General features: G+C 69.8%; 19 protein-coding genes. 14 read left to right on the forward strand and 5 right to left on the reverse strand.

The features are described from left to right. A partial coding sequence (locus tag AC6H2I_RS10835) for a heparin lyase I family protein (RefSeq protein ID WP_497500641.1) occupies positions 1-1,407 on the reverse strand: 1,407 nt, incomplete at its 3' end. Between the two features lie 517 nt (positions 1,408-1,924). Between AC6H2I_RS10835 and trkA the strand changes: the two genes are divergently transcribed. The 8 genes from trkA (at position 1,925) to AC6H2I_RS10875 (ending at position 8,482) form a co-directional block, all read left to right on the forward strand. Further along, positions 1,925-3,301 (forward strand): Trk system potassium transporter TrkA, encoded by a 1,377-nt coding sequence (gene trkA, locus AC6H2I_RS10840; protein ID WP_497500642.1) that lies wholly within the window; start codon positions 1,925-1,927, stop codon positions 3,299-3,301. Positions 3,302-3,336: 35 nt separating this feature from the next. After that, positions 3,337-4,215 (forward strand): D-amino-acid transaminase, encoded by an 879-nt coding sequence (locus AC6H2I_RS10845; RefSeq protein WP_497500643.1) that lies wholly within the window; start codon positions 3,337-3,339, stop codon positions 4,213-4,215. 110 nt (positions 4,216-4,325) lie between these two features. Further along, positions 4,326-4,973, forward strand: a complete 648-nt coding sequence (locus AC6H2I_RS10850) for an HAD family hydrolase (RefSeq protein WP_497500793.1) — start codon at positions 4,326-4,328, stop codon at positions 4,971-4,973. 68 nt (positions 4,974-5,041) lie between these two features. Then, on the forward strand, positions 5,042-5,290 hold the full coding sequence (gene hfq / locus AC6H2I_RS10855; protein WP_029007945.1) for an RNA chaperone Hfq: 249 nt from the start codon (positions 5,042-5,044) through the stop codon (positions 5,288-5,290). 52 nt (positions 5,291-5,342) lie between these two features. After that, on the forward strand, positions 5,343-6,602 hold the full coding sequence (gene hflX, locus AC6H2I_RS10860; protein ID WP_497500644.1) for a GTPase HflX: 1,260 nt from the start codon (positions 5,343-5,345) through the stop codon (positions 6,600-6,602). A 104-nt stretch (positions 6,603-6,706) separates the two neighbouring features. Then, a complete protein-coding gene (locus AC6H2I_RS10865) occupies positions 6,707-6,970 on the forward strand; it encodes a hypothetical protein (RefSeq protein ID WP_497500645.1) in 264 nt (87 codons plus the stop codon). Between the two features lie 148 nt (positions 6,971-7,118). Further along, positions 7,119-7,658 carry a hypothetical protein gene (locus tag AC6H2I_RS10870; RefSeq protein WP_497500646.1) on the forward strand — a complete coding sequence of 180 codons (540 nt, stop codon included), beginning with the start codon at positions 7,119-7,121 and terminating at the stop codon, positions 7,656-7,658. Further along, positions 7,655-8,482, forward strand: coding sequence for an inositol monophosphatase family protein (locus AC6H2I_RS10875; protein WP_497500647.1), 828 nt, complete (start codon positions 7,655-7,657; stop codon positions 8,480-8,482). The genes AC6H2I_RS10870 and AC6H2I_RS10875 overlap by 4 nt, the downstream gene beginning before the upstream one ends. 75 nt (positions 8,483-8,557) lie before the next feature. Here AC6H2I_RS10875 and AC6H2I_RS10880 read toward each other — a convergent pair whose 3' ends face one another. Further along, positions 8,558-8,932, reverse strand: coding sequence for a winged helix-turn-helix transcriptional regulator (locus AC6H2I_RS10880; RefSeq protein WP_497500648.1), 375 nt, complete (start codon positions 8,930-8,932; stop codon positions 8,558-8,560). Between the two features lie 99 nt (positions 8,933-9,031). On the opposite strand from AC6H2I_RS10880, the gene AC6H2I_RS10885 reads away from it, so the two are divergent. Beyond that, on the forward strand, positions 9,032-9,925 hold the full coding sequence (locus AC6H2I_RS10885; RefSeq protein WP_497500649.1) for an alpha/beta fold hydrolase: 894 nt from the start codon (positions 9,032-9,034) through the stop codon (positions 9,923-9,925). Here AC6H2I_RS10885 and mazG read toward each other — a convergent pair. Further along, complete coding sequence (mazG, locus tag AC6H2I_RS10890) at positions 9,922-10,737, reverse strand: nucleoside triphosphate pyrophosphohydrolase (protein WP_497500650.1); 816 nt, start codon at positions 10,735-10,737, stop codon at positions 9,922-9,924. The genes AC6H2I_RS10885 and mazG overlap by 4 nt on opposite strands. A 177-nt stretch (positions 10,738-10,914) precedes the next feature. Here mazG and AC6H2I_RS10895 point away from each other — a divergent pair, with 177 nt between their 5' ends. Beyond that, complete coding sequence (locus AC6H2I_RS10895; protein WP_497500651.1) at positions 10,915-11,493, forward strand: hypothetical protein; 579 nt, start codon at positions 10,915-10,917, stop codon at positions 11,491-11,493. Here the strand turns inward: AC6H2I_RS10895 and AC6H2I_RS10900 are convergent. Continuing rightward, entirely contained in the window at positions 11,439-11,960 is a 522-nt protein-coding gene (locus tag AC6H2I_RS10900) for a hypothetical protein (RefSeq protein WP_497500652.1), read from the reverse strand. The two genes, AC6H2I_RS10895 and AC6H2I_RS10900, sit on opposite strands and share 55 nt — an antisense overlap. Further along, the gene (locus AC6H2I_RS10905) at positions 11,957-12,289 is read right to left on the reverse strand and encodes a DUF1491 family protein (RefSeq protein ID WP_497500653.1); all 333 of its coding nucleotides are present in this window, start codon (positions 12,287-12,289) and stop codon (positions 11,957-11,959) included. Before AC6H2I_RS10905 ends, AC6H2I_RS10900 begins: the two co-directional genes overlap by 4 nt. A 55-nt stretch (positions 12,290-12,344) precedes the next feature. On the opposite strand from AC6H2I_RS10905, the gene AC6H2I_RS10910 reads away from it, so the two are divergent. The 4 genes from AC6H2I_RS10910 to AC6H2I_RS10925 all read left to right on the forward strand — a co-directional run bounded on the left by AC6H2I_RS10910 (position 12,345) and on the right by AC6H2I_RS10925 (position 19,946). Beyond that, positions 12,345-13,844: a tetratricopeptide repeat protein gene (locus tag AC6H2I_RS10910; protein WP_497500654.1), complete on the forward strand. Its 1,500-nt coding sequence runs from the start codon at positions 12,345-12,347 to the stop codon at positions 13,842-13,844. A gap of 161 nt (positions 13,845-14,005) precedes the next feature. Further along, positions 14,006-16,390, forward strand: coding sequence for a flagellar hook-basal body complex protein (locus AC6H2I_RS10915; RefSeq protein WP_497500655.1), 2,385 nt, complete (start codon positions 14,006-14,008; stop codon positions 16,388-16,390). A 107-nt stretch (positions 16,391-16,497) separates the two neighbouring features. Next, the gene (gene flgK, locus AC6H2I_RS10920) at positions 16,498-17,907 is read left to right on the forward strand and encodes a flagellar hook-associated protein FlgK (protein ID WP_497500656.1); all 1,410 of its coding nucleotides are present in this window, start codon (positions 16,498-16,500) and stop codon (positions 17,905-17,907) included. After that, entirely contained in the window at positions 17,904-19,946 is a 2,043-nt protein-coding gene (locus AC6H2I_RS10925; protein ID WP_497500657.1) for a flagellin family protein, read from the forward strand. The genes flgK and AC6H2I_RS10925 overlap by 4 nt, the downstream gene beginning before the upstream one ends. The last annotated feature ends 22 nt before the right edge of the window (positions 19,947-19,968 follow it).

The following is a 19,968-nucleotide window of genomic DNA, read 5'->3' on the forward strand; positions in this document are numbered from 1 at the left end:
CACCAGGGTGGCGTGCAGGGCGCTCAGGTCGAGGACGTCCTCGCCGGTGGCGAAGTCGGTGACCCGATCGGTGCCCAGGCCAAGGCCCTCGACGACGATGGTGTCGCCGCCCGCGCCCAGCGTCACGGTGTCGGTGCCGGCCCCGGCAAGGACGGTGTCGGCGCCCTCGTCGGCGATGATCGTGTCGTCGCCCGCACCGCCGTACAGCAGGTCGCCGTCGCCGCCGCCGTACATCAGGTCGGCACCCTGGCCGCCGTAGACGGTGTCGCTGCCGGCGCCGCCGGCCAGGACGTCGTCACCGGCGCGGCCGTCGATGACATCGTCGCCCTCGATCCCGCGCAGCTTGTTGGCGCCGGCGTCGCCCAGCAGCGCGTCGGCGGCGGTGGAGCCGATGACGTTCTCGATGTTCCGGACGGTGTCGACGTTGGCGCCGCCGCCGTCCGCCGTGCCGGCGGCCAGGTCGACCGTCCAGCCGGTGGCGTCCTTGGACAGGTCGAGGAAGTCGGTGCCGGTGCCGCCGTCGAGGGCGTCGGCCCCCGAGGAGCCGCTCAGCATGTCGTCGCCGGCGGTGCCGATGATGGCGGTGGCGTCACCCGCCGGCGGCGGCGCGGTCGGCGTGTCGCCGGTGCCGGTGTCGGGATCGGTGGGACCCGGGGCGCCGTCCGGAGACACCGTCGCCAGGCTCGCGGTCTCGTCGCCGACGCGGATGTTGTCGACGTAGAGGGTGCGGCTGTCCGGGCCGGTGTCGCTGCTGGAGTGCCAGTCGTACTTGTAGAGGCCGATCTTCAGGTAGGGGCCGGCGTCGTCGACGTAGCAGGTGCCGCCGTCGAAATCGACGACCTTCTCGCCGTTCTTGTACAGCTCCAGGAAGCCGTCGCCGCTCGGCGACCACTTGATGTGCCAGGCCCAGTCGACCCATTCGCCGATGTCGCCGTCGATCTTGCCGAGGTCGAACTGCTTGATGTACTTGAAGCCGCTGGTGCCGTCGGCGGAGGGATGGGAGCGGATGATCAGGTTGTAGTGCTGCTCACCGTTCACGTACTTGGTCTGCAGCGCCACCGGCGGGTTGCCGGAGTCCGGCTGGGCATGCCACTGCGTGATGATGGTGTCGGAGCGGTCGACCTGCGACCAGCTGTCGGGCATGTAGGTGCTGACACCGTACCAGAACTCGCCGCCCATCTTGGCGAACATGCCGCTGGTGAAGTCCGACGAGGGCAGCTTGTTGGGCTGGATTTCCGTGCGGTACTTGTAGCTGTTGGCGCCGTAGTGGTCGAGGGTCAGCTTGACCCCGCGCTCGCCGTCCATCGAGACGATGGAGGACGGGTTGCCGGAGTACTTGAACCCCATCGACGTGATCGCCGAATCGCTGTTGAAGTCGGCGTTGAAGAGAAGACCGGTATCGGACATGTCTGGCGTCTCCAGTGAATTCCACGCATGGAGAGAGCCTTGGCGTCGAGACCACCGGCCCGTTGCGCGTCGACGCGCAACGGGGGTTCCGAAAAGACCTGCGCCACCACCGGGATCTTCCGGAATTCCAGCGGGGCTGGGTGCAGGCTCTTCAACCAACGGACGGCGACGAACTGCCCTCTCCACGTGGGCTCGTGTGCGGCGCCGGTCCCGACAAGCTCCGTTTGCGAGGTGGACCCTACGCCAGGTGCTTGTGGCCAAGGTCGGACATGTTTGCGTAGAATTTTAGGAAAACACCGAATTCCGGCGAACCGCACGCCATCGGCCCCCGTTCCCGACGTCACGAAACCGTAAAGCGGGGGGGCCGACGCACCATCCGGGCCGCCGGCCGGTCCGTTCGCTCCCAGCTTTCCCGCGTTGGCGCACCGCACACTTGGTGGTAACGTCGGCCGTCCATGCCGGCTGCCGAACGGGATCGGACGCGGCGACAGGTTGGGGGACACCCGGAACGGGGGCCATGAAAGTCATCGTCTGCGGCGCCGGCCAGGTCGGCTCGAACATCGCGCGCTACCTCGCCTCGGAAGGCAACCACGTCACCGTCATCGACCAGTCGGCGGAGCTCATCCAGCGGATCGGCGACACCCTGGACGTCCAGGCGATGGTCGGCTACGCCTCCCACCCCGATGTCCTGGAATCGGCCAACGCCGCGGATTCCGACATGATCATCGCGGTCACCCAGGCCGACGAGGTGAACATGGTGGCGTGCCAGGTCGCGCATTCCCTGTTCAACGTGCCGACCAAGATCGCCCGGGTGCGCAACCAGTCCTATCTCAAGCCGATCTGGGCCGACCTGTTCTCGCGCGACCATCTCCCGATCGACGTCATCATCTCGCCGGAGATCGAGGTGGCGCGGGCCATCTCGCGGCGCCTGCACGTCCCCGGCGCCTTCGACATGATCCCGCTGGCCGACGGCAAGGTGCGCGTGATCGGGGTGCTGTGCACCGACAACTGCCCGATCCTCAACACCCCGCTGCGCCAGCTCACCGGCCTGTTCCCCGACCTCAACATCGAGGTCGTGGCGATCGTGCGCAACGACCGGCCGATCATCCCGACCGGCGACGACCAGATGCTGCCGGGCGACGAGGTGTACTTCGTGTGCGACACCCGCCACCTCGGCCGGGCGATGGCCGCCTTCGGCCACGAGGAGGGGGAGGCGCGCCGCATCATCATCCTCGGCGGCGGCAACATCGGCCTGTGCCTGGCCGAGGAGATCGAGGACAAGCACCCCCAGGTGTCGGCCCGCATGATCGAGGTGAACCGGGTGCGCGCCCAGTATGTCGCGCAGCGCCTGACCCGCACCATGGTCCTGCACGGCGACGCGCTGGACCCGGAGATCCTGGAGGAGGCCAACGTCCGCGCCACCGAAACCGTGGTCGCGGTGACCAACGACGACGAGGGCAACATCCTCGCCTCGCTGCTGGCCAAGCGCTACGGCTGCCAGCGGGCCATCACCCTGATCAACAAGACCACCTACTCGGCCCTGGTGACGCCGCTGGGCGTCGACGCCATCGTCAGCCCGCGCGCCATCACCGTGTCGACCATCCTGCAGCACGTGCGGCGCGGCCGCATCCGCTCCGTCCACTCCCTGCGCGAGGGCTTCGCCGAGATCATCGAGGCCGAGGCGCTCGAAACCTCCGCGGTCATCAACACCCCGCTGAAGGAGGTCAAGCTGCCCTCGGGCGTCATCGTCGGCGCCATCGTCCGCGGCGACGAGGTGGTCATCCCCCGCCCGTCCACGGTCATCAAGCCCAAGGACCGCGTCATCATCCTGGCCGCCGTCGGGCAGGTGAAGAAGGTGGAGAAGATGTTCGCCGTCCGCCTCGAGTTCTTCTGATCCCCCTCCCGCCCCGCAAGGAATAGAAACGACCCATGGCACGATGGGCATACGTCAACGGCCGCTACGTCCCCCATGCCCTCGCGGCCGTCCACGTGGAGGACCGCGGGTTCCAGTTCGCCGACGGGGTCTACGAGGTCGTCACCGTCATCGACGGCGCATTCACCGACCTGGACGGCCATCTGGCCCGGCTGCGCCGCAGCCTCGGCGAGCTGCGCATCGCCGAACCGCTGGCGCCGCGCGTGCTGGTGATGGTCATGGCCGAGCTGGTGCGTCGCAACGGGCTGCGCAACGGCACCCTCTACCTGCAGGTCACCCGCGGGGTGGCGCCGCGCGACTTCCGCTTTCCCGCCGCCGGCACGCCCGCCACCCTGGTGATGACGACGCGGCGGATGGCCGCCTTCGCCACGCCCGCACAGGTGGAGGAGGGCGTGCGGGTGGTCACCGTCCCGGACATCCGCTGGGCGCGGCGCGACATCAAGTCGGTGGCGCTGCTGCCGCAGGTGCTGGCCAAGCAGCGCGCCAGCGCCGCCGGCGCCTACGAGGCGTGGATGATCGACCCGGACTGGACCATCACCGAGGGCAGCTCGTCCAACGCCTGGATCGTCACCGGCCAGGGCAGCTTGGTGACCCGCGAGCCCAGCACGCGCATCCTCAACGGCATCACCCGCCAGACCCTGCTCCGGCTGGCCCGCGCCGCCGGCGTGCCGGTGGAGGAGCGGCCGTTCACGGTGGAGGAAGCCTACGCCGCGCGCGAGGCGTTCCTGTCGTCGGCGACCACCTTCGCGCTGCCGGTCACCCGCATCGACGACCGCCCCGTCGGCGACGGCCGCCCCGGCCCCGTCACCACCATGCTGCGCCGGGCCTATCTCGGCGAGGCCGCACCCGTGCGTGGCCCGGGGAGCGGCCGGTGACCGGCTGCCCGCCGCCCGCCGCCGGGGCGCCGCCCGCCCCCGGTCCCCGGGCGGCCCCCGTCGATCCCGGCCGCCTTCCCAGGGCGGTTCTCTACGACTGGGACAACACGCTGGTCGACAACTGGGGCACCGTGCGGGCCGCCCTCAACCACACCCTGGTGGCCTTCGGTCAGGCCCCGTGGAGCGAGGCGGAGGCCCGCGACCGCATCAAGCAGTCCTTGCGGGACAGCTTCCCGCGGCTGTTCGGCGGCCGCTGGACCGAGGCCCGGGACGTCTTCTACGCCTATTTCGCCGCCCATCACCTGGAGCATCTGCGGCCGCTGCCAGGCGCCGAGACGCTGCTGCGCGGCGTCGCCGCGCTGGGCGTGTACCAGGCGGTGGTGTCCAACAAGAACGGGGGCTTCCTGCGCGCCGAGGCCGCGGCGCTGGGGTGGAGCGGGCTGTTCGGCCGCCTGGTCGGTGCCCAGGACGCGGCCCACGACAAGCCGCACTGCGCGCCCGTCCACCTGGCCCTGGAGCCGGCGGGCATCGCGCCCGGCGCCGAGGTGTGGTTCGTCGGCGACGCCGACATCGACATGGAATGCGCCCACGGGGCCGGGCTGGTCCCGATAAAGGTCGGAGACGCGCCGGGCGAGGGATTTGGCCGCTTTCCGCCGGCCCACCGATATGATACGTGCCATGCACTGGATGGCTTGGTGCGGCGCTTGGGCGATACCATATCAGCCGGTATGTACCGCAGCCAGGTCCAGCCTCGGTGACGCATACGCAGCAGGGAGCGGGCTCCGGTCAGGAGCCCCAAGAATGTCGAACAAAGGGGCCTAATAAAATGTCCGAAAAAAGTCAAAACGTGCAGGACGTCTTTCTAAACCACGTCCGCAAAAACAAGACTCCCGTTACCGTGTTCCTGGTCAACGGCGTCAAATTGCAGGGCATCATCACCTGGTTCGACAACTTTTCGGTACTGCTGCGGCGAGACGCGCATTCGCAACTCGTCTACAAGCACGCCATCTCGACCGTGATGCCGGCGCATCCAATCCAACTATTCGAGCCGCCCAAAGAAGGTGAGAGCGACTGATTCCTCTGAAAACGGCGACGCCCGGAAGCCGCACGGCTCCGGCCTCGCCCTCGTGGTGCACCCCGTCCTGCGCGACTCCGCCACAGGAGTCGGGCGGGAGCCGGAGGCGTGCTTGGAAGAGGCCGTCGGCCTCGCCCGCGCCATCGACCTGGAGGTCGTGCGCGCCGAGTCCGTGCGGCTGCAGCGGCCGCACCCCTCGACGTTGCTGGGCTCCGGCACCGTCGAGCACCTCGCCGAGGTGGTCGAGGAGACCGGCGCCACCCTGCTGATCATCGACCACGCCCTGTCGCCGGTGCAGCAGCGCAACCTGGAGAAGGGGGTGAAGGCCAAGGTCATCGACCGCACCGGCCTGATCCTGGAGATCTTCGGCGAGCGGGCGCGCACGCGGGAGGGCCAGTTGCAGGTGGAGCTGGCGGCACTGACCTACCAGCGCTCGCGCCTGGTGCGGTCGTGGACCCACCTGGAGCGTCAGCGTGGCGGCTTCGGCTTCCTGGGCGGCCCCGGCGAATCCCAGCTCGAGATGGACCGCCGGCTGATCGGCGACCGCATCGTCAAGATCAAGAAGGAGCTGGAGGAGGTCCGACGCACCCGCGGGCTGCACCGCAAGGCGCGCGCCAAGGTCCCCTATCCGGTGGTGGCCCTGGTCGGCTACACCAACGCCGGCAAGTCGACCCTGTTCAACCGGCTGGCGAACGCCTCCGTGTTCGCCAAGGACCTGCTGTTCGCCACCCTGGACCCGACCATGCGCCAGGTCACGCTGCCGTCGGGGCGCAAGGTCATCCTCTCCGACACCGTCGGCTTCATCTCCGACCTGCCGCACGCCCTGGTCGCCGCCTTTCACGCCACGCTCGAGGAGGTGGACGCCGCCGACATCATCCTGCACGTCCGCGACATCTCCCACACCGACAGCGAGGCGCAGCGCCGCGACGTCGAGACGGTGCTGGAGGAGATCGGCGTGGACCCCGGCGGCGACGACCGGGTGATCGAGGTGCTCAACAAGGTCGACCGCCTGGACGAGGAGTCGCGCGGCGCCATCCTCGCCCAGTCCCGGCGCGACCCGCGCCGGGTGGCGATCTCCGCCGCGACGGGGGAGGGCATCGACGCTCTCGACGCCCTGCTCGACGGGCGCATGAACGCGGCGCGCCAGGTCGTGGACCTCGCCGTCGACCTGGGCGACGGCGCCGCGCTGGCGTGGCTCTACGACCGCGGCGAGGTGCTGGACCGCCGTGACGACGACAACCAGGCGCACATCCACGTGGCCCTGGACCCGGCCGACCTCGCCCGCTTCGAGAAGCGCTTCCTGGCACCGTGACGGCGGGGGCACGGCGATCGGCCGCGCCCCCGCCGGCTGCACAGCCGCGGCCCGGGGTCGTACACTGCGGACGTCCGGATCACAGGCGGGAGGATGCGGTGGGCATGCGGCTGCAGACGGATCCGGGGCGCTTCTCCATCACCGCCTTCCTGGCCGACCAGGTCACGCTGGTCGCCCGCCACGAGCGCCTGTCGCCGGGCGCCGCGTTGCTCAGGCTGCGCGAGCTGTCGCGGGACCAGCGCGGCCGCGCCCGCCTCCTGGGGATGATGCTTGCCCAGGAGCGTCGGGAGCGCGACCCCGTGGAGCACGGCAAGATCGCCGCCGTGCGCCGGGAGATGGCCGCCTGGATGGCCCACGGGGCGGGGTAGGGCGGGAAGGCGGGCGGGCAGGGCGGAGACGAAGCCTCCGCCGTGTGTCGCGCAATTGTCTGTGGCCGGCTCCCACGGCGGCCGGCATACTGGTCCCCCTTGGCCGTGGGCGCGCCGCCCCGGACCGTCCGGGTTCAGGTTCCTCATCGTGCGCTGCGTTCCCGCCACCATTCTGGCTGCCCTGTTCGCCGCGGCGCTTCCCGCGGTGTCGATGGCGCGGGCGCAGCCGGCCGGGACGTTCGACGTGCCGCCGCTCGACGCGCCGCCGCCCGAGGCGCCGCTGCCGCCGCCGCCGCCCAAACTCTCGGTGGCGCCGGCCGCCCCGATGGTGCTGGCCCCGGACGCCCGGAACCTTCTGGAGCGGTGTCAGGAGCCGACCTTCACCGATTGCTTCCGCCTGTGGGAACCGCCGCCACCCCCGCCGCCGCCCGCCGCCGCGCAGGCGCCGGCGGTGCCGGAGCCGCTGCCGCCGGGATCGCCGCGGGACCCGGCGAAGCCCGGCGCCCTGACCGGCGGCACCCCGCCCGCCCCGGACCCGGCGGCCGACAAGGCGACCTACGACGCCCTGGTGGAGGCGATCCGGGACGCCGGGCTGGAAGGCAAGATCCTGCTGCCCGAGCAGCCCAAGGACGGCAACGCCACCATGTCCCTCGACCCCACCCCGAAGAAGGCTGCACCCCGACCGTGACCACCGACCCGCTGCCCGATCTCGAGCTCGTCGCCGCCATTCTCGCCGAGGTGGCCGAGACCGAGATCCTTCCCTATTTCCGCACGCTGACCGCCGGTCAGGTGCGCCAGAAGACCCGCCAGGACGACCTGGTGACCATCGCCGACGAGGCCGCGGAACGGGCCCTGGCCCGCCGACTCCCGGCCCTGGTGCCCGGCAGCGTCGTGGTGGGGGAGGAGGCGGTGGCGGCCGACCGGGGGGTGCTTGACCGCCTCGGCGGCGCGGCCCCGGTGTGGGTGGTCGACCCGGTCGACGGCACGCTCAACTTCGCGTCCGGACGGCCGAATTTCGCGGTGATCGTCGCCTATGTCCGGGGCGGCGAGACCCTGGCGGGGTGGATCCACGACCCCCTCGGCGATCGCACCGCCATGGGTGCGAAGGGGCAGGGCGCCTGGATGGGCGGACGGCGCCTGCGCGTCGCCGCGCCGGTGGATCCCGGCGCGATGATCGGCGCCATCTCCACGCGCTTCTGCGACGAGGGCCTGGGACGGCAGCTCAGGGAGCGCATCCAGGGGCTGGGGCGGGTCACCTGCCTGGCCAGCGCCGCCCACGAGTATCTGCGCCTGCTCGACGGCTCCTACCACTGCTCCGCCTACCACCGGCTGATGCCGTGGGACCACGCCGCCGGCGTCCTGCTCCACGCCGAGGCCGGCGGTCATGCGGCCCTGGTGGACGGCACGCCCTACCGGCCCACGCAGTTCGGCGGCAGCCTGCTGATGGCGCCCGACGCGGCGAGTTGGACCCGCCTGCGCGACCACCTGTTCGGCGGCATCGACGCCCGCTGACGCCAGCACCTCCGTTGCCTTTGCGGCGTCCCTCCGGTGCCTGCCGCCGTGGTCCGAAAGCAGAAAAGCGAGGGGTCAGAGCAAGGCGATTGTGGCATCGTAGCGCCGCTGCGCCGCTTCGATGTCGTCCAGATGCTTGATCGACCAGTCGTACACCGCGCCGAACGGCACCTGCAGCGTGCGCCCCAGATCCGTGATGGAGTATTCCACCGCCACCGGCGAGGTCGCCAGCACCCGTCGCTCAATCAGGCCGTTTCGCTCGAGACGGCGCAAGGCCTGCGTGAGAGCCTTGTGAGTCACGCCTTCAAGTCTGCGCTTCATCTCGTTGAATCGGGTCGGCTTCTCGATCAGGATCGTCAAGATCATGACCGACCATTTGTTGGCGACTTGGTCGAAGAACGAGCGGGCGGCGCAGTCGGCGAAAAAGACGGGATCGACATCAGTCCGCACAGATATCCTCCAGTATACTTACGCACGTCCAGGTGCGTAATTGAACGTAGGTTTCCATCGTATATCCTTCCCGTCCAGCCGGGAGAAGGAGTGCGAGGCATGAGCAAGCAATGGTTTACCCGACGACGCTTTCTGGCATCCAGTGGCGCCACGATGGCGGCCACGGCGTTTCCTGCGCAGACCCTCGCGGCGCCGTCATCGGCCGCGAATCTGTTCGTCACCGAGGCTGGCAGCGGGCGCCCCGTCATGCTCCTGCATGGTTGGACGGCCGATGGTCATGATTGGAGTTGGCAACTTCCGGCATTGGAACGCCGCTACCGCACGGTCGTCGTTGATCTGCGGGGCCATGGCCGCTCCGAAGTCATGCCGTCCGGCCACTATCGCCCCGAGCATTTCGTGTCAGACATCGAAACCCTGATCGACTCCGGATACAGGGGGCAACCGTTCATCATGATCGGCCATTCCATGGGGGCACAGGTCGCGGCACGGCTGGCGGCCAAGCGGCCCGATGTCGTCGACGCCGTGATCTCCGTGGACGGGGCCCTGGGCTTCTCGGCGGACCTTGCCCCCCTTTTCCGGCGGGTATCCCAAGACCTCCATACCGGCGATGTGGGCGCTGTCGCTCCAGCGCTGTTCGCGGATTTTTACGACTCCTCGACCCCCGCACCGTTTCGACGTTGGCACGCGCGAAGGGTGCAGGGCATGCCGGCCCACGTCGTGAAAGAGACCTTCGCACCCCTGTTCATCGGCGGCGACCAAGTCGGGGTCGGTCCTGAAAGCGAAACGTTCCTGCGACGTCTCCAGGTGCCTGTCTACCACTTGTGCCGTGACGGGGCGCAAGCTGGCCGGATACGCAGGTGCTTCTCGGACCGCCGCTCGCGAGTCGACGTCTGGGCGAACGCGGGTCACTGGATCATGCAGGACCGCCCTGAGGACGTGAATGCGGCGATGATCGCCTGGATCGAGACGCTGGGGTCACACGCGCCGGACTAACCCCGGCCGCGCCCCGGCTCCTCGCCTTTGGCGCGCTGCCAGAGCGCCTCCATCTCCTCGAGCGTCGACCCGTCCGGCGTCCGGCCGTCGGCCGCCAGCAGGGACTCGACGCGGCGGAAGCGGCGGTCGAACTTGGCGTTGGTGCCGCGCAACGCCCCCTCGGGGTCGACGTCGAGGCGGCGGGCGAGATTGACCAGGGCGAACAGCAGGTCGCCCAGCTCGTCGGCGACCCGCTCGGGCCCGCCGCCCCCGTCCATCTCCGCCCGCAGCTCGCCGACCTCCTCCTCGATCTTGTCGAGGATGTCGCGCGGCTCGGTCCAGTCGAAGCCGACCCGGGCGGCCCGGCGCTGCAGCTTCAACGCCCGGGTGAGGGCAGGGAGCCCCGTCGTCACCCCGTCCAGCGCCGACGGCGCCCGCCCCTCGGCGGCCGCCTTGGCGGCGCGCTCGGCCGCCTTGTGCTCCTCCCACCGCGACGTCTGATGGGCCGCCGTCTTCACCTCCTCGGGACCGAACACATGAGGATGTCGGCGGATCATCTTGTCGGTGATGGCCCCGGCGACGTCGTCGAAATCGAAGTGGCCGTCCTCGCGGGCGAACTGGGCGTAGTAGACGACCTGGAACAGAAGGTCGCCCAGCTCGTCCTTGAGCGCGGCCATGTCCTGCTGTTCGATCGCCTCCGCGACCTCGTACGCCTCCTCGATGGTGTGGGGGGCGATGGTGCGGTAGGTCTGCTCCAGGTCCCAGGGGCAGCCGCCGTCGGGATCGCGCAGGCGGGCCATGACGTCGAGCAGGCGGGTGATGTTGCGGGCCATGATTCTCGCACTCGATGATGGGGGCGATCGCCGGGACGCCCGCGACCTTAGACGACCGTGCACCCTCAGGAAAGGCTTGCCGACGGGGTCGCCCGGCCGCGAGACTGGGTCGACGCGGGCGGTCCCGATCGCTCGGGACGAAAAGTCATATAAGCATGATTATGGAAAATAACGATCATGAGCGAGCAGGGGAGCCGGTCTGGCCTGGCGGTCGCCATGCTGGCCGTGGCCGGTCTGATGGCCGCATCGGCCGGTCTGATGGCCGCATCGGGTCGCGCCGCGGCCCAGACCGGGAGCGACGGCGGACAGATCCTCGTCCATGGACGGCATGGGGCGGCGGTGGCGTGCCGTGATGGCCGGGCGGTCCTGGCCATCGGCCAGCAGGCCGACGCCAGGACGCCCGGCACGGCCGCCGCGCCGCTCTCGCCGCCCGAGGCGGAGCAAGCCTGTCCCGGGGCCACCATGGTCCTGATGACGATTGCGGCCCGGGACGAGGCCATCGACGACGGGCGATCGCCCGACGATCTCGACGCGGTCGCGACCCGCCGGCATCCGGTGACCTGGACCGCCGACGGCATCACAGCGGTGATCGATCCGCTCGACAACTTCGGCCACTGGCGGGAGGACGGCGAGACCTACGCCGGTCACCTGGAATGGGACTATCGGTCCGGCGAGGTCTGCATCATCGGCCACGGCGTCGATCACTGCTCCGCCGCGGACGTCGTGCGCCGCGCCGCGGAGAGCCAGTCGCCGTAGACCGCGCGCAGAACCAGCCGTGCAAGCGCCACGTACCCGTACCCGAACGCGGCGACCCACAGCAGTATGCCGCCCGCCCTCTGGAGTTGGTGCGCCACGGCGATGTCCCGGACCAGCAGGTCACCGAGCGCCAGTTCCACGAGCGCCAGGGTCAGCGCCGCGTGGACCAGCGGAACGACCCAGAGGGCACGCCGCAGCCGGGGCCACGGCCAGCGGCCGGCCGCCCACCACACCCAGGCGAGCACCACCAGGTAGGGCAAGAGCCCGACCGTCGAGAACATGATGATCTCGAACACCCGGTCGACCAGCCGGGCCAACCGGGGGTCGGACGCGAAAAGCGCCGCCCGCCACCCGCTGGCCTCGACCAGCAGCGCCCCGCCCCACCCCGCCGCCGTTCCCGCCAACGGCAGGCACGCCACGGCGCGGACCGCGGCCGGCGACGGCGACGGCGCGTCGCCGGGTCTCACACGACCGCCCCTTCGAACCAGTGGCGGCCCTGCCGGTCCTCCACCTCGACGACCCAGAGGTCGGGATCGTACTTGGTCTGGCGGCCGATGTAGGCGTCGGCCGTGGCTTCGTCGACCGGGTCGGCGCCGGTCGCCCGCGACCACACCAGCCGCTCGTCGCGGCGGACCTGGACCAGGACGACGAAGGTGCCGTCGAGCCGGTTCAGCTTGAGGATCAGCGTGCCGCGGGACGGATCCCCCTTGCGCAGCACCATCATGGTGACGCCCTGGGCGTCGGCGGCGCGGATGTGCCCCATCACCCAGAGGCTGGTGGGCAGGCGGTCGTCCATGGCGTGTCCCGCGGTAACGCTCGCCATGTCCGGCGGTGGCGTGTAGAGAAAGGCGATGCGGTCACTCCTGGACGTTCTCGACAGCGCCGTCAACCACCATATGGCCGGCCGCCTGGACGCCGCCCTCTCCCTCTACCGCCACGCCCTGGCGGTCGATCCGGCGTCGCCCCAGGCCCTCGACCTGGTGGGCGTGGTGGCGGCCCAGCGCGGCGCCCCGGCGGACGCGGTGCGGTGGCTGCGCCGGGCGTGCCGCAGCGCCCCGGAGTCCGCCGCGGTGCGCGGCCATCTCGGCGGCGCCCTGCGCGCCGAAAACCGGCCCGACGCGGCGGTGGCGACGCTGCGCCGTGCCCTGGCCCTCGACCCCGGGCACGGCGAGGGGCTCGCCCACCTCGGCGCCGCCCTCCACGCCCTCGGCCGGTACGACGCGGCCTTCCCGTGGCTGTGGCGGGCGCACCGCCTCCAGCCCGCCGACGTCGACACCTTGGTCAACCTCGGCACGGCTCTGCGCGACCTCCGCGCCTTCCGGGACGCCGCCACCTGCCTGCGCGCCGCCCTGGCGCGCCGGCCCGACCACGCCGATGCCCATCTCGCCCTCGCCGTCACCCATCTGGTGCAGGGCGACTTCGCCGCCGGCTGGGAGGAGCTGGAATGGCGGTGGCGGCGCCTGCCCTCCCCGCCCTGGCGGGGCGAGGCCCTGGACGGCGCCACGCTGCTGCTGCACGGCGAGCAGGGCTTTGGGGACGCGATCCAGTTCGCCCGTTACGCCCCGCTGGCGGCGGCCCGGGGCGGCCGGGTCGTGCTGGAGGTGCAGCCGCTGCTGGTGCGCCTGATGTCCGCCGGCCTCGGCCCCGGCGTCGCGGTGGTCGCGCGCCGCGACGACGGCGTGCCGCCGGCCCACGACCGGCACTGCCCGCTGATGAGCCTTCCCCGCGCGTTCGCCACGGAGGCCTGGTCGATTCCGGCCACCGTCCCCTACCTCGCCGCCGCCGCCGGCGACGTGCTGCGCTGGCGCGACCGTCTCGACCGGGAGATCGGGCCGGGGCGCGACCTGCGCGTCGGCCTGGTGTGGGCCGGCAACCCGAGCCACCGCAACGACCGCAACCGCTCGATCCCAGCCGCCGCCTTGTCCCCGCTTCTGGCGGTGCCGGGGGTGCGCTTCGTGAGCCTGCAGACCGGCCCGTCCCGCGCCGCCCTGACCGCCCTGCCCCGCCCGCCCGCCGGCCCGGTGCTGGATCCCGTGGGCGGCGTGCGGGATTTCGCCGACACCGCGGCGATCCTGACCACCCTCGATCTGCTGATCTGCGTCGACACCGCGGCGGTCCACCTGGCCGGCGCGCTGGGCCGCCCGGCCTGGCTGCTGCTGCCCTTTGCGCCGGACTGGCGCTGGCTGATCGACCGCGCCGACAGCCCCTGGTACCCCACGCTGCGCCTGTTCCGCCAGGCGCGTCCCGGCGACTGGGCGACCGTCACCGCCACCGTGGCGGCCGTCCTGCGGGCGCTGGCCGCCCGGCAAGAACGCACTCCCGCCCCGCCCGGCGGACCCGGCGGGCGCTAGGCCAAAACTTCCCGGTGGCCGGCAAGAACCGGCCGTCCGCGTCAAGGGCGTGGCGACGTTTCCTTGTTTTTCAGTGCGTTGAAGGTCGCCCGCACGGTGGCACCGCGTTTGCTTTCACGATGGGCAGATACGTCTTGCCCTTTGCGTGGAGTTCCGCGGCCATGAGCATCTTCGGTTCGATGACAACCGCCGTCCTCGGCCTGAACGCGCAGTCGCGTGCGCTCGGCCACATCTCGGACAACATCGCGAACGCGTCGACGACCGGCTACAAGCGGGTCAACACCGCGTTCGAGACCCTGGTCCTGCAATCGAACCAGCGCCTGCACTCGCCCGGCGGCGTGACCGCGAAACCCGTGTTCATGAACAACATCCAGGGCAACCTGCAGCAGGTGCAGAGCCCGACCAACATCGCCATCCAGGGCCAGGGCTTCTTCAGCGTCACCAAGCTGGGCGTGGACAACGGCAACCGGCCGGTGCAGACCCAGACGGGCACCGTCGACGCCGGCTCGACCTACTACACCCGCGCCGGCGACTTCGAGCTGGACAAGAACCGGTACCTGGTGAACAGCGCGGGCTTCGCGCTCAACGGCTGGGTCACCGACGAGATCACCGGCGATCTGCGCAAGGACCAGGTGAAGCCGATCCAGGTCAACACCCTGACCGACCGGCCGACGCCGACCACCGAGATCGACCTGTCCGCGAACCTTCCGGCGACCCCGGCCGCGGGCGTGGCGATCCCCACCTCCTCCATCCAGATCTTCGACACCCAGGGCAACCCGCGCACCATCAACCTGGACTGGCGCCAGCAGGGAGCCAACAACTGGCGCCTCGCCGTCGACGCGCCGGGCTCCAGCGCCAGGCCGGTGGACGGCACCTTCGCCGGCTATCCCGCCACGGTGACCTTCGGCCAGAACATCGACGGCGTGACGCCGGTGGCCCAGGTCAACACGGTCACGGTGGCCGGTCAGACCACCAACGGACAGGCGAACATCCGCGTCGGCGAGACCTACAGCATCAACGTGGACGGCACCACCTACAGCTACCGTGTGACCGCCGACAACGTGTCGCAGGTGCGCAGCTACACGGCGCTGGCCGGTGCGCTGGCCAACCAGCTCAACTCCGCCTCGCCCGCCTCCCCGGTGATGGCGACGCTGGTGAACGGCAACGTCATCCGCCTGGTCGCCCGCAACGCCGGCACGCCGTTCAAGGTAAGCCAGGAGATCCAGTCGGTGTCGCCGGTCAACAACACGGTGACCGGGCCCACCAACACCGCCGCCACCGCCTCGGCCGGCCAGTCGCAGAAGTTCAGCTTCCCGCAGTCGCAGATCGACATCGGCGACGTCTTCCAGATCCGGGTGCAGAACAACGGCCAGGACACCACCGTGTCGGTGACCGTCACGGCCCAGACCTACTCGACCTATTCGAACATCACCGGCGTGACCCAGGAGCTGGCCAACCGCATCAACGCGGCGACCGGCCTGAACGTGACGGCCACGTCGGCGGGTGGCGTGCTGACCATCCAGGACAACGTGGCCGGCGGCTCGTTCGATGCCAACAGCTCGGCCGGCGTCTCCAACTCCTCGGGCGCGGCCAACACCCTGACCGGCGCGTTCTCCATCGCCAACGTCGCCGGCGTGCGCCAGCAGCGCACGGTGACGCTGACCGGCACGCCGGGCGACGTCGGCACGCTGTACTCCCTGTCGGTCAACGGCACGCCCGTCACCTACTCCACGACGGGCGAGGAGATGACCATGGAGGACATCACCGCCGCCCTGGCCAACAAGATCAACTCCAACACCTCGCTGCCGGTGACGGCGACCGCCCAGGGCGGCGTCATCACCATCATCTCCAAGACGCCGGACGGCGACGCCGCCGACCAGTTCTCGCTGCAGCAGACCGCGGTGATCGGACAGACGCCGGCCCACATCGGCCTGACCTTCGGCACCAGCCCGGAGAACGTCGGCACGCTGACCGGGGTCAGCACCGCCCTGGTCGGCACCGGCACCGCGGTCAGTTCGGCCACCCAGGGGGCGGGCAGCGACGCCACCATCTCCTTCGTCGTGAACTACGGCTTCGGGCCGCAGACCGTCACCTTGAACATGGGCCAGTTCCAGAGACCCGGCGGCATCACCCAGTACGCGGGGGATGAGATCAACGTCACCCAGTTCGTCCAGGACGGTGCGCCACGCGGCCAGTTCAAGGACGTGGTGTTCGGCGAGAACGGCAACGTCGTGGTCAACTACGACAACGGACGAAGCAAGGTCATCGCCCGGGTACCGATCATCACCTTCAACAATCCCAACGGCCTGCAACGCGAGGCCGGCGGCGTGTTCATCGAGACCGAGGGGGCGGGCAAGCCCAACTTCAACGATCCCGAGACCAACGGCGCCGGCGCGGTGATCGCCAACAGCATCGAGGGCTCGAACGTCGACATCGCCGACGAGTTCACCAAGCTGATCGTCACCCAGCGGACCTACTCCGCCAACACCAAGATCGTCACGACGTCCGACGAGATGCTTCAGGAAGTGCTCGGCCTGAAGCGCTGATCCTCCTGACCGGCGGTCCGGCGCCACGCCCCCGGACGATCTCCGCGATCGTCCGGACGGGGCGCTGATGCCCCTCCGGCCCCCACCCGACGAAAGGTCCACAGGCCATGTCCCTCTTCTCAGCCCTGAACAGCGCGACCGCTGGTCTGCGCACGGTCCAGGCCAATGTGAAGCTGGTCTCGGACAACGTCGCCCGCGCCGACGACCCCAACCGCACGCGGCACACGCTGCAGCAGATGGTCGACAAGAGCGGGTTCGTGGTCACGGCCGAATACCGCCGCGAGATGGACAACGGGCTGAAGGCGCAGGTCGAGCAGCTGACCGCCCAGGAGGGCAAGTCGAAGGCGCAGGACACCTACCTGACCAAGCTGGGCGACCTTCTGCGCACCACCGCCGGCCAGCCCCTGCTCAACACCTACGCCAGCGAGTTCTCGGCGGCCTGGCGCACCCTGGAGACGACGCCGGAAAACGAGGTCGCCTCCTACCAGCTGGTCCAGGCCGCCAACACCTTCGCCACGGAGATCCGCCGCGTCTCGGAAGGGGTCGAGGCGCTCGACCGCGAGATCCGCAAGGACCTGGGCACCTCGCTGGACGATCTCAACACCCTGCTGTCCGAAGTCGACAAGGTGAACAACGAGATCGTGTCCCTGCGCAGCTACGGCGACGCCGCCAACGAGGTGGCCGACAAGCGCGACGGCCTGATCCGCCAGATCAGCGAGCTGGTGGGCGTGCGCACGATCGAGCGGCCGGACGGCCGCGTCGCCCTGTTCACGCCGTCGGGGCTGGCCCTGGTCGACGCCACCCCGGCAAATCTTTCCTTCGACGGCGGCAAGATCAACCTGACGATCGGCAATAAGGTCCAGGACGTCACCGAGCAGATGAAGGACGGCCGCATCGGCGCCCAGTACAACATGATCCGCGACGGCTCCCTCCAGGACCCGCCGCTGCCGGTGAGCGCCGACCCCGCCTCGGAGGTGATCCGCAAGCTGCGCTCCCAGCTCGACGCCTACGCCGAGGCGTTCACCGCGGCGACCAAGCCCGGTGAGCCCACCAGCTTCGCCGACGCCTATGACAACGCCCGCCCCGTGGCCGATGGCGAACAAGACACCAAGTTCTTCATCGGCACGGACCGCTTCACCCTCGCTGTCAACGCCACGCTGCTCAACAATGAAGCGAGCATAAAGCACGCCGCCATCAAGGACGTCGTCACCGCGATCAACGCGCCGGGGCGCACCTTGTCTGCCGACGGCCTTCGGGTGACCGACGCCACCTACGACCAGATGGCCAGCAACATCACCGGGCAGTGGATGTCCGCGGCCAAGACGGTGGCCAACGCGTACGGCTACGACAAGAGCTCCAAGGAGCTGCTGGAGGAGCGCTACGCCAGCTACACCGGCGTGAACATCGACGAGGAGATCGCGATGCTCCAGCAGCTCCAGACCAGCTACGCCGCTTCGGCACGCGTCATGCAAGTGACGAACACGATGTTTGACGCGCTGGAGGCCATCGTCCGATGAGCACGATCACGCAGGTTGGCAGCTACGCCAAGTATCTGGGGATGGTCCGGACCCTTTCGACCGCCCAGAACAATGTGGACGACCTGTCCCGGCAGATGACGACCGGCACGAAATCCATCGATCTCAAGGCCTACGGGCCGGAGACGCAGAAGCTGCTGGACCTGCGGGCCGAGCTGGTCAAGCGCGAGAACTACGTCCAGAACATCGACAGCGCGCTGCCGCGGGTGAAGGCGACGGACACGGTCCTGACGTCGCTGGAGCAGATGGCGTCGGACTGGCAGAGCAACAACCTCATGCCCTTCAACCCCGGGCCGCCCAGCCTCACCGCCCCCTACAACGACACCCCCGAGGGCATGCAGACCCGCGTCAACATCGACGCGTCGAGCTTCACCCAGAACGCGCGCTACACGGTGACCGCCACGCCCTCGGCCACCGGTGCCAACGGCACCTTCGACATCGAGGTGACCGACGGGCTGGGCGGGCGCTCCGTGCGCACCCTCAACCTCAACCGGGTGCCGCCGACCGACGGCGAGGGCTACAACTTCACCATGGCCGGCGGTCCCGGCGACGGGGCGGTGCTGAACCTGAGCTTCGACAAGCTGTCGGCGGCCGGCTCCAGCAGCTTCACGGTCTCCTGGCCCCAGGCCAACCAGACCCTGGAGCGCGTGGAAGGGGCGCTGCGCGAGATGCAGCAGCTCCTCAACGAGCGGTTCGGCGACCGCTTCCTGTTCGGTGGCTCGCGCTTCGCCACCGAGCCGGTGACCGACCTCATGGCCGGCAAGCAACACAGCAAGATCACCTTCAACGGCCAGTCCGTGCAGGCCGAGGACTATTACGAGATCACGCTCAACGGCAAGACCTACAGCTACCAGGTGCAGGCCGGCGACCCCAAGAGCATCAGCTTCATCGCCTCCACCCTGTCGAACCAGATGCAGGCGGAGGACCCGCCGCTGCCGATCCTGGTGTCGATGCAGAACGGCATCATCACCTTCATCGCCAAGGACCAGGGCGAGCCGTTCACCCTCGACGCCCGCGTGGTCAACTCGCAGACCGTGGACAACTCCGCGTCGGAGCCCTCGACCATCACCGCCCCGAGCACCACCGTGCAGCAGGTCGACCGCTTCTCGCTGACCGGGTCGGGCGTCGACATCGGCGACACCTTCGAATTCACGGTCGCGGTCGGCGACAAGGACGATCCGTTCAACCAGAAGTACTACAACAGCAATCCCGACGTCCCCCGCGACCTGCCGGTCTACGAGGAGTACACGGTGCGCTACACGGTGAGCGCGCAGGATTACGCCGCCGGCATCACCACGGTGACCGCGGTGGCGGGCCAACTCCAGACCCAGTTCAGCGCAACGTCCCCGGCGCCCCCGGTGACCATGACCCAGGCGGGCGGGGTCATCACCCTGACCAGCACCGACACGCTGCCCGCCGCGCATCCGTCGAAGACCCGCCTGTTCAGCACCACCGCCCAGGCCATCAACGGCAACATCGACAACACCATGACGGTGGCCACGCTGCCGGTGGAGGCCACAGCCATCACCGATGTCCCCTATGTGGGCAACCCCAAGCTGCCCTTCTACGACGCGGAGTACATGAACTCCGGCACGAACTCGAAAGCCTGGGACAAGTCGCGGGTGACGGTGGAGGACGGCTACAGCATCGAGTACGGCGTGGTCAGCACCGATCCCGCGTTCCAGACGCTGGTGCAGGCCTTCCGCATGGCGCGGGTCGCCGCCTCCAACCCCGGCCAGTACGAGGAGTACATCGACAAGTCGCGCCAGCTCATGTCGGAGGCGCTGGACTCCGTCCGCTCCGTCCACGCCAAGGTGGCGTCCGACCTGTCGACGCTGGAGCAGAAGAAGGACGCCCACAAGGACAAGATGAACGGCGTCGTCGACCAGATCGCGAGCATCGAGGGGATTGACCCCACCGAGGTCGCCGCCCGCCTCAGCACCAAGATGAACACGCTGGAAGCGGCCTACACCGTGGCGGGGCGAAGCCAGCAGCTCTCGCTGCTGAACTACATCGCCTGACCCGGCACCCCGCCGCCTCCCC

The sequence above is a fragment of the Azospirillum sp. NS33 genome, assembly GCF_059703765.1.